The organism is Flavobacterium reichenbachii (assembly GCF_002217435.1).
GTDB lineage: Bacteria > Bacteroidota > Bacteroidia > Flavobacteriales > Flavobacteriaceae > Flavobacterium > Flavobacterium reichenbachii.
In genome coordinates, this window is the sequence record NZ_MUHF01000004.1 from 1 (window position 1) to 14,638 (window position 14,638).

Sequence of the window (14,638 nt, forward strand, 5' to 3'; positions counted from 1 at the left end):
TTTGTAAATGCAAGAAAATGGATTGAGAAAAACTAAAAAATACCTTTTGGGTGTAATTATATTCAACACATAGAAACATAGATTTTGTAAACTTATAAAAGGCGTTTTACTTGTATTAACAAACATAGCTATGTGTGAAAATCAAGATTTTTTAAAATTATCTTTTCTAAATATTTTAAGATCTATGTTTCTATGTGTTAAATTAACTTTTTTTACTAATTAAACCCAAGGGTTAAAAATTATCTTTTTTCACAATTTATTCTTAACGCAGGCAATAAAATCATACAATTAAATGTTATGAATAGAGTGTAAATGTTAATCGTTTGCACTTAATTTTATTAATATTTAAAAAGTATGAAAAGAATATTGTTTCTATTATTTATAGCGGGTCTTTCGCTGCAAGGACACGCCCAAGGCGAATTGAATAATAAATTTACACCGATTCCGGCTAAGAATCCGGAGGTCAAAGAAGTTATTCCTCCAAAAGAAATAGCACCAAAAGTTAATCCGCCCGCGGTGGTAGAAAAACCAGATCCCTTAAAAATTGATCCTCAAGAACTTTTTAAAGATCCAAATCTATACAAAAGAGACACGAGTACTGATGGCTACAGAAGAAATCAGTATTTAGGAGGTTTTAAAACTACATCATTTACTTCTACAGTTCGTTTTCGCGATGCCGCTTTTGTAGACGGTGATAAAATAAAAGTCTATCTCAATGACAAAGTTATTGAACCTGAAATAAGTCTTGACGGTGAATTTAAAGGTTTCAAAGTAAACTTAATTCCAGGAATCAACAAAATCGATTTTGAAGCTTTAAACGAAGGTTTTGCTGCTCCAAATACGGCCCAATTTGAGGTTTATGATGATAAAGGAACTGTTATCGAAGCTAGCCAATGGAATGTGGGAACTGGTTACAAAGCGACTATTATATTGTACAAAGAATAATTATCAGCCATTAAAAAGATGTCAATTGTAACATTTCCGGGACAAAGAAAAATTTTCTTTGTCCCTTTTTTATTTTGATTAACAGCGCTCTATATCAAAATCCAGAAAGCATCAGTCGACTGTAATTCTATTTATATCTATTGTAATCCTAAATTGGGAGATTAGTTTTTTTATCAATTCAAAATAATCGTAAAATTGTTCTTTAAAAATATTTTTATGATTGAAAACAACAATAATGAGAAGCCAAAAATGATGCGGGCCGTTTTAACAGTAAAAGAAAAAACTTTTTTGACACCAAATTATATCCGAATTATATTAGAAGGAAATGACATGGCGGTTTTTGCCGATGCAAGAATTGGTGATAATAATAAAATTATAATACCCGAAAGTAAAACTTTATCTGAAAACAGCAGCGAAGAAATTCGTCCGCTGATACGTACTTATACAATGCGTGATCTTGATTTGGAAAAAGGTTTAATGACAATTGATTTCGTTTCGCACGGAGACACCGGACCAGCATCAAAATGGGCTGGCAGTGCCAAAAAAGGAGACGAACTTACGGTAATGATGAAAGTAAAAATAAAACCGTTATTTATTCCGTCAGACTGGTATCTGCTTATTGGTGATCACACCGCACTTCCCGTTATAAGTGTTATATTAGAATCTCTTCCTGCCGATGCCAAAGGAAAAGCAGTGCTGGAAGTTTACAGCGAAGATGATATTCTGGAATTGAAAAAACCGGAAAATATAGACCTAATCTGGAATTTTAATAACGAGCCCGGAAAGAGTTCACAATTGGCTGCTTCTTTTGACACCAACGATTTTCCTTTTGGAAGTAAATTTATTTTTGCGGCGGCAGAATATAAAACTGCGGGAGAAATTCAGGATAAACTTAGAAACCATCCCGATTTATTGAGAAGCCAGTGGCAGACTTATTCGTACTGGAAATACGGACAAGCCGAAGATGCTTCTGCAGAATCCCGAAGAGAACAAAAAAACAGTTAAAGAACTGAATACGTTTAAATTCTCCTGAATAAAAATTACGACTATAATTTATAAAAAAGGCTTCAGCATTATATAATGCTGAAGCCTTTTTGATTTGTAATGGTTTGAAATAAACTGCAATACAAGCTCTATTTTGCAGGAGGAGCTGTTGTTGCTGTTGTATCTACAGTAGTAGTCGTAGTGTCAATTGGTGTTTGTACGCTGTCTATTGTTGTTTCGGTAGAATCTACGTCGTAAGCTGTGTCAGCTGGAACGGTTTCATTTTTCTTGCAGGAAAATGCTAATCCTGCAATTACAACGACAAGAGCAAGTTTGGTTTTAATTGAAGTTTTCATAATAATTCTTTTTTAATTAATAACTATTTCAAAATTAAATAGTTAAATATTTTAACAGTTATATTATTTCATTTTTTTGTTATATAACAAATTGAAAATCTAACGTTTACAATTTATTTGGCTTGCTGACGTATTTGTTGCCTTTAATAAAAAATCTCCACGGCAAAAAAGCATGTTCCTCGGCGTAAGCAATACCTACACGCGGCGTTGCAGCAATTTGATCTTCATTAAAACGTATATTATGATCTTCAATCCATATTTCTTCTCCGTCCAAATCCTTTTTATTCAAGGACATATTTATTCCTAAAGCTTTTGCAGCAGAACCGGGACCGGAAGAAATTGTTGCTTTAGAAACCGGCATATTTCGTCTGCGTTCTATAATTTCTATACCCAGCAAAGGTTCGATTGCTCTAATCAATATTGCATTAGGTTCGTTTTCTACAGATGTTACGACATTAAACATATAATGAATTCCGTAGCACAAGTAAACATACCCAACACCGCCTTTACCAAACATAACCTCTGTTCTATTCGTGCGCCGGTTTCCGTATGCATGAGAAGCCTTATCTTCTACTCCAAAATAAGCTTCGGTTTCTACAATTATACCTGCGGTGATCTCGCCGTCTATTTGCGTATAAAGCACTTTACCCAAAAGATCTTTGGCGAGAAAAAGGGCATCTTGATTTAGATAATAAGAAAATGGTAATTTCAATCGGAATGATTTAAGTGATGATTTATTCAAATTTACAATTAAATTTTTAGAATGTTCTGGTGAAACGAAGAGTAGAGATTTTATAAGATTAAACTATTGGAGTGTAAGATAAAAACAAGGTTCTCAAAGTACATTTAATTACTTTAAAAAAATACAAACAAACTATAATTCAAATCATTATGAGATCAATTTGGACAGGTTCTATTAGTTTTGGGTTAATTAATATACCCGTAAAATTATTTTCTGCGGTACAGGAAAGTAATCTTGATATGGATATGCTTGATAAAAGCGATCATGCCAATATTAAGTTCAAAAGAGTAAACGAATCGACTGGAAAAGAAGTTACTTTTTCTAACATCGTAAAAGGCTATAAATTAGAGGATCACTATGTAATTCTGGAAGATGAAGATTTTGAAGCTGCCGATGCTGAAAAAACTAAAACGATAGACATAATTAGTTTTGTTCTCGAAAAAGAAATTGACAGTATTTACTACGAACAGCCTTATTATCTGGAACCCGACAAAGGTGCAATGAAAGCTTATGCCTTATTAAGAGATGCGCTGCAGGCTTCTGGAAAAGTTGGAGTAACGAGTTTTGTAATGCGTAATAAAGAAGGCTTGGCGATCTTAAAACCATATAAAGATGTCATTGTTTTAAACCGAATCCGATTTCAGCAGGAAATTAGAGAAACTACAGAACTAAAACTTCCTCCGGTTTCTAAAACTAAGGTTAAAGAAATGGAAATGGCCAGCAAACTGGTAGAACAGCTTACCGAAAAATTTGATATTTCGAGTTTTAAAGACGAATATACGAGCAAACTTTTACAGATCATAAAAGACAAAGCGAAGGGAAAAAAACAAAAAGCACCTAAACTTAAAGTAGTGCACAAACAAAATGACGATCTAATGGAAATGCTTAAAGCCAGTCTTGAAACTAAGAAGAAAAAATCTTCTTAAGAAATGCTTTTCAAAATTGTTTTAATATTCGCTCCTTTTCCTAAAACTGGTTTCCATAAATCGCCTTTTTTCTCAAATCGCTGCAATACATTTTTAATAGTAAACTGCGATGGCGATAATTTGTCATTGACTTCACTCCATTCCAACGGCGTAGAAACGGTAGCTCCCGGTTTTGGTCTCACAGAATAAGGCGCAGCCAGCGTCTGCCCTGTTCTGTTTTGCAGGTAATCAATGTATATTTTGTGATTTCGCTTTTTAATAGAACGTTCTAATGTAGTAATTTCAGGTAATCTCGTCTGAACTTCGCGTGCTATAAGCTGCGCAAATAATTTAACCGAATCGTAATCGTATTTTGCTTCCAACGGGATATAAACGTGCAGACCTGTTGCACCAGAAGTTTTGCAGTAACATTCTGTCTCAAAACCATCCATAACTTCTTTTACGGTCAATGCTGTTTTTACAACTTCTTTAAAATCATCTTTTTCGGGATCTATATCTATTACAACCCAATCTGGATTTTCTATATGTTTAATGGTAGAATTCCAAGGATTTATGTCGATACAGCCCAAATTTGCCATATATAATAACGTTGCTTTGTCATTGCAGATCAAATAATCAATATTGGCATCGTTAGATTCAGAAAAGATTTTTTTGGTTTTAATCCAGGAAGGTATTTTATCATTATCTACATCTTTTTGGTAAAATCCCATCTCTTTTATGCCATTTGGAAAACGGTACATAGACTGCGGACGATCTTTTAAATAAGGCAGAATCAAATCAGAAACTTCACTGTAATAGTTTACAATATCTCCTTTTGTAATCCCGTCATCCGGAAAATAAATTTTGTTCTGATTGGTCAGATGCAAAGTCGTTTTGCCAATTTTCAAATCAAAATTATTCTCTGTTTCTTTATCTTTTGTGGTTTTTGTTTTTTCCATTTTTGCTTCTTTTTTAATGGATTGGTCCTTGCTCTTTCCGGCAAAAACTACTTCCTTAGTTTTTTTATCCACTCTAAGACCAAGATAAACAGGCTGACGAAGATGATTGTCCTGTGTCCACTCTGCAAATTTTACCTGAGCTATAAATTTTGGTTTTATCCATTGAATTTTATCCCGAACCGGATTTTTTTCTTCAAGAGGTGATTTATCTAAAAAATAAGGTTCAAATTTTTCATGTAATTCTTTTAGCGTCTGCTGCGTAAAACCAGTGCCGCATTTGCCTATAAATTTGAGTTTATCATTTTCATATTGTCCTAATAATAAGGCACCAAAATGGGTACGCGTATTTTTAGGTTCTGTAATCCCAATAATTATGGCTTCTTCCTGCTGTGATAATTTAATTTTTAACCAATCGTTTGTTCGTCTGCCAATGCTGTACAGGCTGTCTGCTTTTTTAGCAATGATTCCTTCACTTTTCTTTTTGGCAGCTTCTTCAAGAAAAGCAGTTCCTTTTTCTTCAATATGTTCAGAATAAAAAATATTCGAAAATTTGTATTTGGACAAAAGCATTTTTAAAAGTTCCTTTCTTTCAAGCAGTTTCAAATTTGTAGTATCGTTTCCGTCAAGATTTAGAATATCAAATACATAATATTTAATATTCCCTTTTCCGGTTTTCAGGTAGTTTTGAAGGAGCTGAAAATCAGAATGATCGTTTTCGTCTTCTACCACAACTTCTCCGTCTAAAATCGCTTCATGATTTATTTTTTTTAATTCATCAGCAATCGCTTGAAAATTCTTTGTAAATGAAATTTCATTTCTGCTAAAAAGCTGTACATCATCATCACCATCAATTACTGCAAGTGTTCGGTAACCATCATATTTGTTTTCAAAAACCCACTCAGGATCATCAAAAGTTTTATCTGTCAGGCTTGCGAGCATTGGGGTTTTATAACCCAGCTTTTCTTTTTTACTTTCTTCTTTTTTAGAAACTGTTTTACTCTTTTTTTTAGAAAGTGTTTTTTCTTTTTCTGCTTGTTTTTCTAAGGTGTCGAGACTTAATTTAGAAATAACAGATTTATCTTTTTTTAGAATATCAGCTGCATCGGCATACTTATCTTCTTTTTTAATGAGAAGCCAGGCGTTTTCCTGTTTTCCTTTTAATTGTACTAAAGAAAAATTTCCTTTGAGTTTTTTTCCTTTCAAAGTAAAACTCAAATGTCCTTTTTTAAGATCTGCGAGCAGTTTTTTTTCAGCTGTTCCTTTATAATTATCATCTGCAGGAAGATAAGTTCCATTATCCCAAACAATTACATTTCCTGCGCCATAATTTCCTTCTGGAATAGTTCCTTCAAAATCTTTATAACTGTACGGATGATCTTCTACCATCATTGCCAGACGTTTTACCTCAGGATCTAATGAAGGTCCTTTGGGAACGGCCCAGCTTTTTAAAACACCGTCCATTTCCAGACGAAAATCATAATGCAAGTGAGACGCGGCATGCTTTTGAATCACAAATTTTAATTCATTTTCTGATCGTTCAACTTTTCCTTTAGGTTCAGCCGTGTCGTTAAAATTTCGTTTCTGATTGTATTTTAAAAGTGACATAATTTTTATTTTATGAATTAAACTTGAAGATTTGCATTACCATTAATCTAAATTTATTCTCCGGTTTGGCTGTTCGGCGCATCAACTGGTTTTGATTGAGATGAACCTTTCTGGCGTAAGAAAATCGATAATACAATTATGGCAAATACAGAAAGAAATTCGCTCTGCCAATTCTGAAAAGACTCAAACCAAAAACGCGATTCCTGCATAAATTGCAGAAACGAAACTTGTGGCTTTCCTTCTACTAAATTCATTGTATTTTCATCTTTTAAACTTCCGTAAAAGTGGAGACAGAATGACGCAAAAAACAACACAAACAAACTGATTGTAAGTGAGTTTTGATAAATTTTAAGCCAGATACCGCCTTTTTTTACAGGCCAAGGCGCGTATTTTCGTTGTGGAGAAGGTTCTCTGTCTACTTCTTCCTCATCTCCAAAACCTTTAGATTCTGAAGATCCTTTTTGTTTTAGAAAAATGGTAAGCCATACAAATAATCCCATTTGAAGAAATTCACTTTCCCAATTTTCAAAAGTAGCTTCAATAAAATGTCCGCTTAATAAGTAATCCTGAAGCGAAACTGCGCTGCTTCCGTTTTCTATAAGTTCTTTATTATATAATTCAATTCCAAAAATAATTTGTCCGAGCATAGAAAATATAAAGAGTACTATAAATGCAATCGACAAACTATTTTGATGAATGAACTTTTTCATAATGAAGTCTTAATATAATTTAAGTTGAGTTTTAAAACTCTATCAAATTTAGTAATCTAGAAATCAGACTTCTTACATAATTATAAATGACATTTACAACATTCTGTTCCTTAAAAGCCATTTCTCAAATTATACTTCATTCATAATACTTATAATTATACAAAATCGGGTTTTCAATCATATAAAACTAAGACATACAATAAGTTATAAATTTACCTACCAATAATTTTAAAATTTCAAAATCATGAACACACAAGCAAACGACAGTAAAAAAGCGACAGATAAAAAGTCTGCCGGAAAAATAAGTCCTGAAAAAAAATCTGACAAAGCAGTGAAAAAAAGTCCTGCCAAAAAATAACTATCAACTCATAAAACAAATATTATGGAAAATAATCAAAATCGTAACTATGATCGGGATGAGCATGATTACAAAGTTAAAAACAACCTGCTTAGTGAAGATCAACCAAATCAAATTAAGCCAAATGAACATCATAGAGACGGCGAACAATTTGAAGAATTCAGCACAGAACAGCCAAATCGTCAAGATGATGATGATCGCAAAATAAATATTCCACCGGGAACAGAAGATGAAAAATGGAAAACAGATCAAAATCTCGAAGATGATTTCTATCAGAATAACGATGAGGAAGACCAAAGAAATCCTTTAAAACAAGATAGAGATATTTAAATACTAAGCCCACAATCTTTATTTATAGGGATTGTGGGCTTATATTTTATAAAAAACAATGAATCTGTGAGTCAAAATTTAAAAATTCAGACTCGAAATTAAAATAGTATAAAAATTTTAAAAAGTTATGTAAAACGTTTTGCTGATTAGAATTGCAACTTTGTAAAAGGAAAAATTATAAGATCCATTTTAAAATTCTGAAAATATAAATATTTAATCTCTTTTAAAAAAATACAAAATGAATACCTATAACACTATAAGCCAAGGAATAGATTATATGAGTCAAAATAATTCTAATACAGGATATAATGAATTTTTATTGGCGAATGAACTTTTTAATGTTCAGAGACAAAGAGCTTACAGCTTACAATACGATGACGATTTTAGTCAGGAAGAAATAGACGAAATGAACGAAAGCGAGAGATTCGCTGTTGATTAACTATAACTATAAACAAATTTTAACTTTAAAAACAAACATCATGGCATCAGGTAAAGTAATAAGCGCATTGGTAGCAGGCGCTGCAGTAGGAGCATTAATCGGAGTATTATTTGCACCAGAAAAAGGTGAAGATTTAAGAAACAAAATAGCAGATATGAAATCTGACTGCTTAAATACACTAAAAGATAAAGTTAACGAATTTACAGGGAAAAATGCTCCGCAGCAAGCCGGAACATCTAACCAAGCTGTATAGAGAATTTTATCAATACAAAAAAATCCATTGCAATGATTCAATTTCTCTGCAATGGATTTTTTGTTAAATAAATATTGAGTCAATAATTGAACTTAATAACTAAACTCACTAAACATACAATATTATGGAAGCTAGAACACAAACTTCAGTACAAAATAAAAGTTACGGACTTAAAAATAATGTTTCGACATTAGAGCGTATCATAATGATAACAAGCGGTGCTTATCTTTTATACAATGGATTAGCAAAAAAAGAAAAAAATCTAACCAAAACCGGTCTTGGAGGCAGTATGCTTTTAAGAGGAATTAGCGGTTATTGCCCTGTTTATGATGCTGTTGATCATCTAAAAAATGATAAAGCATACAATGTAAACATTAGAGTAAAAAGTGTGATCAATAAACCTGTGAGCGAAGTATATTCGTTCTGGAGAAATTTAGAAAATCTGCCAAAGTTTATGAGTCATCTTAAATCTATCAAAACTTTTAGCAATACGCAATCTGAATGGACAGCAAAAGGTCCGGCCGGAATTGGAACGCTGACTTGGAATGCAGAAATTATTAAAGATGAAAAAGAAAAATATATAAGCTGGATGTCACACACAGACGCGCCAGTGACAAATGTTGGTAAAGTTGCTTTTAAACCAAAAGGCAACGCAACTGAATTAGATATTACGATTTCTTATCGTGCTCCTTTTGGTATTGCGGGCGAAAGTGCTGCAAAACTTTTAAATCCGCTTTTTGAAAAAATGGTACAAGATGATGTTGAAAATCTAAAAACATATTTAGAATAAGATTTTTTTGTTTCAAGTTTCAGGTTTCAAGTTTCAGGTTCTATGCAAACGTGAAACTTGAAACCTGAAACTTTTAAAAATAACCCCTTTCACTCTTTCCTCACTACAATAATCTGATCTTCTGCGATGGCGTAGATTACATCTTCCTGATCGGGTTTCATCATATGTTTTCCTGTAAATTCTCCAAAAGCAGGCAGAATCATTTGGTTTTCTTTTTGGAAAAAACAGGGTAATTTTAAAGATTGGCCGCCAAAACCACGCAATATTACGCCCGGATGAATATGCCCTGAAAAATTAAACCAGCCTTTTCTTTCGGTAGGATGATGAGTCAGTAAAAAATTATCTAACTGCATAAACTGCAGCACCGAAATATTGATTTCTGTGTAATGTTTTTTGTTTATAATATCGTGATTTCCGGCCACAAGAATAACTTCGCTTACACAGCAGGAAATCCATTCTTCAAATAAATTCCATTCCTGATTTTTAGAACTGTGAAATAAATCTCCTAGAAAAATTACTTTTTCCGGATTAAAAGATTCTACGACATTTGTGAGTCTTGTAAAATTTTCGATTATAGCATTGTTCGGAATCGCTACGCCGTGTTTCCTAAAATGAGAAACTTTTCCGAGATGCACATCAGAAATTAAAAGCACTTTTTTTTCTTCCCAAAATAAAGCACCGCTGTGATGCAGAATAAAACTCTGATTTTGTATTGTTATTACCATAAATTTTACTTCATATAAGAAGCTGTCATTTTTTTAATTCGTTCTGCCAATGTTTCGCTGGAAAGCTTTTCTCTCAATCGATCTGTGATTACCGGGAAACTAAATGGTGTTGGTTTTTTGCAGGATTTCCATATTATTTCCTGATCTTTAATTCGTTCCAATGCCAGTATCAAACGGCCTTCTTCCAGCTGATGTTCAAAGGTTTCTCTATACGCCTGCTGAAATAATAAATTATCGGGTTCGTAATCGCGAAATACTTCAAACAATAATTGAGAACCACTCTGGAGATGTTTTGTTTTGACCATTTTACCTGGAAAACCTGTAAAAACCAATCCGGCAATTACGGCAATATCTCTAAATTTCCTTCTCGCCATTTCGGTTGCATTCAAACTTTTCTGCAAATCATGATGCACATATTCTGTCGAAAACAAATTATTATCTAAAACATTCTGCATGTCAATTTCCTGATCCGAAAGCAATTCAAAACCATAATCATTATAAGCGAGCGAAAAACTAATCGGCACTAATAAGCTTATTCTATATGCCAGCAGACTGGCTAATGCTTCGTGTACAAATCGCCCTTCAAACGGATAAAAAATAGCGTGATATCCTTCTCTGGTTTTAAAAGTCTCAATAAGAAATTCATCTGCACTTTGCACGATCGATTCTTTTCTCTGTCTTGCAAATAAAGGCTGTAATGCTTTTAATTCCGGCGACAAATTATCGGTATTAGCGCGGTACAATTCCTGGCGCAGCAATTCGCTCATCTGTGCAGAAAGTGCCATACGACCGCCCATCCAGCTTACGATTTTAGATATTTTTTTAGGATCTGCTTTTTTTACCAGAACCTGCATGTTTCTTATTTTAAACAATTCCAGCCTTTTTCCGGCAAAAATAAAAGTGTCACCCGGTTTTAGTTTGGTTATAAACCATTCTTCAATAGTCCCAATATAACCTCCAGTCATGTACTTGACATTCAAAACTGAGTCCCCAATTATGGTTCCAATCTGCATTCTGTGATGCATGGCAATCAAACGGCTGTTGATTTTAAAACAGCCATTTTCATCAATATCAACTTTTTTATATTCATCATAAGCTTGCAGGCTCTGGCTTCCGTTTGAAATAAAATTAAGAATCCAGTTCCAGTTTTCCTGCGTCATGGCCTGATAACAGAATGTTGTTTTTACTTCTTTAAAAATTTCATCCGGAAGAAATCCGTCTGAAACTGCGAGAGTATTGAGATATTGCACCAAGACATCCCAGCTGTTCAAATACGGAACTCTGTCTTCTATAACGCTGTTTTCGACGGCTTTTTTTAATGCCGACGCTTCTATCAATTCAATAGCATGTGTGGCGAGAAAGTAGATTACGCTTTCTTTTCCGGGCTGGTGGCCGCTTCTCCCCGCTCGCTGCATAAAACGCGCAACACCTTTTGGTCCGCCAACCTGAATTATCGTTTCTACAGGCGCAAAATCTACTCCTAAATCTAAACTCGAAGTACAGACCACTACTTTTAAATCTTCACGCCGAATAGCATCTTCTACCCATAATCGTGTTTCCCGGCTTATGCTTCCGTGGTGCATGGCCATTTCTCCGGCAAATTCAGGATATTTTTCTAATAATCGCTGAAACCATATTTCGCAGGCCGACCGCACATTGGTAAAGATAAGCGTTGTTTTGCTAGCTTTAACAATTTTGGCAACCTCATCTATAAGATGCAGTCCCATGTGGCCGCGCCAGGGATAGGTTTCCATTTTATCGGGAATAATAGAAATGACTTTTATCTTTTTATTGATTACGGCTTTAATCAAAACCGAATTATGATACGCTTCAGAATCTACTCCGAGCAAAACTTCTTGTCCTTGCTGTAAATTACCAATTGTTGCAGAAATTCCCCAAATACGCATATTGGGTGCGATTTTTTTCAATCGCGACAAAGCCAATTCGGTCTGTACACCTCGTTTTGTACCTAATAGTTCATGCCATTCATCAATAACGATTGCTTCGCATTTGCCAAATATTTTATCATATCCTTTAGATGCCAGCAAAAGCTGCAGACTCTCTGGTGTGGTTACCAGCAAATCGGGCATTTTGCCTTTTTGTTTGGCTCTTTCTCCTGCCGTAGTATCTCCGGAACGAATTCCGACTGTCATATTTGGAGCTAAATCACTTACAACGCGTTCTGCGGCTTGTTTTATTTCTACCGAAAGGGATCGCAAAGGCGTGATCCAGATTGCTTTGAGTCCGGGAGTATGTTTGGTTTTATAATTTGGATTTTTTTTAATGTAGTTTAAAACAATCGGAAGCCAGAGTGCATACGTTTTTCCGCTTCCTGTAGGTGCATTTAGAAGACCGTTTTTACCCTGCAGAAAAGCCGTCCAGGTCTGGGTCTGAAACGGAAAAGGTTTCCAGCCTTGCTGCTCAAACCAATTATTTGCTAACGCAAAAAGTTCTTCTCTATTCATTTCTTTTATTTAAACATTAGGATATATATAAACTGTTGTGATTTATACTCAGTCCAAACGACAATAAACGAGTAAAATAAATGGAATAAAATCCGTTTTTTATCCGTGTTTTCGCTTGCGAATCTGGGTTATACGCGTGCCATTCCACCCAATCTATTCTTTATATAATCATGCTTTTTAAATCTTCAATCGAGTTGGCTTCATCAATTTTTTTATCATGACGCCATCTTAAAATCCTCGGAAATCTTGTTGCAATACCGCTTTTGTGTCTTTTAGAAAGAGAGATTCCTTCAAAACCAATTTCAAAAACCAATTGCGGTGTTACACTTCTCACGGGACCAAATCTTTCGAGTGTATTTTTCTTAATCCAGTCGTCTACCATTCTAAATTCGGCATCGGTTAAACCAGAATACGCTTTCGCGAAAGTAACGAGTTCACGTTCCTTATTTTCGTTTTGATGCCATAAAGCAAAAGTATAATCGGTAAACAAATTAGAGCGTCGTCCGTGTCCGCGCATGGCGTAAGTAAGTACGGCATCAATAACTAAAGGCTCTATTTTCCATTTCCACCAATCGCCTTTTTTCCTTCCAACAAGATATGGAGAATCTTTCCGCTTGATCATCAAGCCTTCGCTTTTCATTTCGCGTGAGCGTAATCTTTCTTCTGTCAGCTCTTCCCAGGTAGAAAATTTTACCCGTTCAGAAAGCTGCAGCGGTATATCATTATGTTTAATTTCATCATATAATTTCTCTAATAATATACGACGTTCTTCAAAAGGCAGATTTCTAATGTCCTCGCCTTTCCATTCCAGCAAATCATACGCTTTTATTATTACCGGAGATTTTTTTAGAATGGCGGCAGAAACTGTTTTTCGTCCAATTCTGGTCTGCAGATCATTAAATGTCCCGATTTCATTATCAATAAAAGGGAGAATTTCTCCGTCGATTACAGTTCCGTCAGGAATGATTCCGATAAAAGAGCCAAATTCGGGATATTTGTCTGTAACCAATTCTTCGCCTCGACTCCATACATAAATTTCATTTTCACGAATGATGGTTTGAGAGCGAATTCCGTCCCATTTATGTTCTGCACTCCAATCTTCTGCATTTCCTAAATTAGAAGGTTCTCCCTCTATCGGATATGCGAGATAAAACGGATAAGGTTTAGATAAATAATCGCTGCTTTTTTCATCGAGAATAAGTTCCTGAAACGTAATTTTATTGGGATTCCAGTCGCCCATTAATTTGTACGCCAAAGCATCTTCATCGATATTTTCTGCTTTAGAAAGTGCTCTGGTCATTAATTTCTGACTTACACCAATTCTAAAGCTTCCTGTTATTAGTTTAGTAAAAACAAAACGTTCGTAATAATTCAGTGCCAGCCAATTGGTTTGCAGGTATTCTTTTTTCTCTGTGTCTGTTTTCTTTTTTAAGGCTATAATTTCCTGTAAAAATTCAGTCAGACTTCGATCCGAATGCTCTTTTGTAGTCGGAATTACTAAAGCAATAGTTTCGGCGAGATCGCCTACAATATGGTAACTTTCTTCAAAAAGCCAAAGCGGAATTCCGGCAAGTTCATTAGCCCAAATACGCAGTAAAGTTGTATTGACAGGCCTTGGCGGACGCCGATGCGAAAGAATGGCAATTGTCCAGACTTTATCCTCGTCGCTGGCGTTCATAAAATACTCCGTTAAAGCATCAACTTTTACCGAAGTTTTATTAGAACTGTCGAGTGTTTTTATAAGTTCGGCAAAGTTTTTCATTTTTTTTATTTTTTTTTGAAGAGGTGAGATGTGAGAGAAAAGAGGCAAGAGACAAGATGATAGAAGCAAGATGCAAGATGCAAGAGTAAAGAGTAAAGAGTAAAGAGTAAAGAGTAAAGAGTTTATAAAGACGATCAAATCAAACGCATTCTCTTGCTTCTTGCTTCTATTATCTTCAATCTATTATCTTGTCTCTTGCTTCTTGCTTCTATTATCTTTAACCTATTCTCTTTGATCTATCCTCTTTCCTCTTGCATCTTGCTTCTATCATCTTTTATCTATTCTCTTTCCTCTTGCATCTTGCTTCTAT

The 14,638-nt window shown here is 34.5% G+C and carries 14 protein-coding genes; 7 read left to right on the plus strand and 7 right to left on the minus strand.

Annotation, left to right across the window (positions count from 1 at the left end; genetic code table 11):
• The first annotated feature begins 354 nt into the window (after nt 1–354).
• Entirely contained in the window at nt 355–945 is a 591-nt protein-coding gene (locus tag B0A68_RS05015; protein ID WP_035689744.1) for a hypothetical protein, read from the plus strand.
• A 216-nt stretch (nt 946–1,161) separates the two neighbouring features.
• Nucleotides 1,162–1,950, plus strand: coding sequence for a siderophore-interacting protein (locus B0A68_RS05020; RefSeq protein WP_035689745.1), 789 nt, complete (start codon nt 1,162–1,164; stop codon nt 1,948–1,950).
• 128 nt (nt 1,951–2,078) lie between these two features.
• On the opposite strand, the gene B0A68_RS05025 is transcribed toward B0A68_RS05020, so the two are convergent.
• Nucleotides 2,079–2,285 (minus strand): hypothetical protein, encoded by a 207-nt coding sequence (locus B0A68_RS05025; protein WP_035689747.1) that lies wholly within the window; start codon nt 2,283–2,285, stop codon nt 2,079–2,081.
• 106 nt (nt 2,286–2,391) lie between these two features.
• The gene (locus tag B0A68_RS05030) at nt 2,392–2,997 is read right to left on the minus strand and encodes a DNA-3-methyladenine glycosylase (protein ID WP_035689749.1); all 606 of its coding nucleotides are present in this window, start codon (nt 2,995–2,997) and stop codon (nt 2,392–2,394) included.
• Nucleotides 2,998–3,176: 179 nt separating this feature from the next.
• On the opposite strand from B0A68_RS05030, the gene ku reads away from it, so the two are divergent.
• Nucleotides 3,177–3,953, plus strand: coding sequence for a non-homologous end joining protein Ku (ku, locus tag B0A68_RS05035; protein ID WP_035689751.1), 777 nt, complete (start codon nt 3,177–3,179; stop codon nt 3,951–3,953).
• Here ku and ligD read toward each other — a convergent pair.
• Both ligD and B0A68_RS05045 read right to left on the minus strand, forming a co-directional pair.
• On the minus strand, nt 3,950–6,496 hold the full coding sequence (gene ligD / locus B0A68_RS05040; RefSeq protein WP_035689753.1) for a DNA ligase D: 2,547 nt from the start codon (nt 6,494–6,496) through the stop codon (nt 3,950–3,952). The genes ku and ligD overlap by 4 nt on opposite strands.
• A gap of 53 nt (nt 6,497–6,549) precedes the next feature.
• Nucleotides 6,550–7,206: a DUF6766 family protein gene (locus B0A68_RS05045; protein ID WP_035689754.1), complete on the minus strand. Its 657-nt coding sequence runs from the start codon at nt 7,204–7,206 to the stop codon at nt 6,550–6,552.
• Nucleotides 7,207–7,588: 382 nt separating this feature from the next.
• On the opposite strand from B0A68_RS05045, the gene B0A68_RS05050 reads away from it, so the two are divergent.
• From B0A68_RS05050 to B0A68_RS05065, 4 genes are all read left to right on the plus strand, one after another.
• Entirely contained in the window at nt 7,589–7,894 is a 306-nt protein-coding gene (locus tag B0A68_RS05050) for a hypothetical protein (RefSeq protein WP_035689756.1), read from the plus strand.
• A 238-nt stretch (nt 7,895–8,132) separates the two neighbouring features.
• On the plus strand, nt 8,133–8,333 hold the full coding sequence (locus B0A68_RS05055; RefSeq protein ID WP_035689757.1) for a hypothetical protein: 201 nt from the start codon (nt 8,133–8,135) through the stop codon (nt 8,331–8,333).
• Nucleotides 8,334–8,373: 40 nt separating this feature from the next.
• The gene (locus B0A68_RS05060) at nt 8,374–8,586 is read left to right on the plus strand and encodes a YtxH domain-containing protein (RefSeq protein WP_035689759.1); all 213 of its coding nucleotides are present in this window, start codon (nt 8,374–8,376) and stop codon (nt 8,584–8,586) included.
• Nucleotides 8,587–8,710: 124 nt separating this feature from the next.
• A complete protein-coding gene (locus B0A68_RS05065; protein WP_035689761.1) occupies nt 8,711–9,376 on the plus strand; it encodes an SRPBCC family protein in 666 nt (221 codons plus the stop codon).
• 89 nt (nt 9,377–9,465) lie between these two features.
• Here B0A68_RS05065 and pdeM read toward each other — a convergent pair whose 3' ends face one another.
• From pdeM to B0A68_RS05080, 3 genes are all read right to left on the minus strand, one after another.
• Nucleotides 9,466–10,101, minus strand: coding sequence for a ligase-associated DNA damage response endonuclease PdeM (pdeM, locus tag B0A68_RS05070; RefSeq protein WP_035689762.1), 636 nt, complete (start codon nt 10,099–10,101; stop codon nt 9,466–9,468).
• A gap of 5 nt (nt 10,102–10,106) precedes the next feature.
• Nucleotides 10,107–12,566, minus strand: coding sequence for a ligase-associated DNA damage response DEXH box helicase (locus tag B0A68_RS05075; protein ID WP_035689764.1), 2,460 nt, complete (start codon nt 12,564–12,566; stop codon nt 10,107–10,109).
• 160 nt (nt 12,567–12,726) lie between these two features.
• Nucleotides 12,727–14,328 carry an ATP-dependent DNA ligase gene (locus tag B0A68_RS05080; RefSeq protein WP_035689765.1) on the minus strand — a complete coding sequence of 534 codons (1,602 nt, stop codon included), beginning with the start codon at nt 14,326–14,328 and terminating at the stop codon, nt 12,727–12,729.
• Between the last annotated feature and the right edge of the window lie 310 nt (nt 14,329–14,638).

Excerpts from the sequence above, each read along its gene's own strand:
- B0A68_RS05055 (WP_035689757.1), top strand. The coding sequence starts at position 8,133 with ATGAATACCTATAACACTATAAGCCAAGGAATAGATTATATGAGTCAA.
- ku (WP_035689751.1), top strand. The coding sequence starts at position 3,177 with ATGAGATCAATTTGGACAGGTTCTATTAGTTTTGGGTTAATTAATATA.
- B0A68_RS05020 (WP_035689745.1), top strand. The coding sequence starts at position 1,162 with ATGATTGAAAACAACAATAATGAGAAGCCAAAAATGATGCGGGCCGTT.
- B0A68_RS05050 (WP_035689756.1), top strand. The coding sequence starts at position 7,589 with ATGGAAAATAATCAAAATCGTAACTATGATCGGGATGAGCATGATTAC.
- B0A68_RS05015 (WP_035689744.1), top strand. The coding sequence starts at position 355 with ATGAAAAGAATATTGTTTCTATTATTTATAGCGGGTCTTTCGCTGCAA.
- B0A68_RS05075 (WP_035689764.1), bottom strand. The coding sequence starts at position 12,566 with ATGAATAGAGAAGAACTTTTTGCGTTAGCAAATAATTGGTTTGAGCAG.
- B0A68_RS05065 (WP_035689761.1), top strand. The coding sequence starts at position 8,711 with ATGGAAGCTAGAACACAAACTTCAGTACAAAATAAAAGTTACGGACTT.
- pdeM (WP_035689762.1), bottom strand. The coding sequence starts at position 10,101 with ATGGTAATAACAATACAAAATCAGAGTTTTATTCTGCATCACAGCGGT.
- B0A68_RS05080 (WP_035689765.1), bottom strand. The coding sequence starts at position 14,328 with ATGAAAAACTTTGCCGAACTTATAAAAACACTCGACAGTTCTAATAAA.
- B0A68_RS05045 (WP_035689754.1), bottom strand. The coding sequence starts at position 7,206 with ATGAAAAAGTTCATTCATCAAAATAGTTTGTCGATTGCATTTATAGTA.
- B0A68_RS05060 (WP_035689759.1), top strand. The coding sequence starts at position 8,374 with ATGGCATCAGGTAAAGTAATAAGCGCATTGGTAGCAGGCGCTGCAGTA.
- ligD (WP_035689753.1), bottom strand. The coding sequence starts at position 6,496 with ATGTCACTTTTAAAATACAATCAGAAACGAAATTTTAACGACACGGCT.
- B0A68_RS05025 (WP_035689747.1), bottom strand. The coding sequence starts at position 2,285 with ATGAAAACTTCAATTAAAACCAAACTTGCTCTTGTCGTTGTAATTGCA.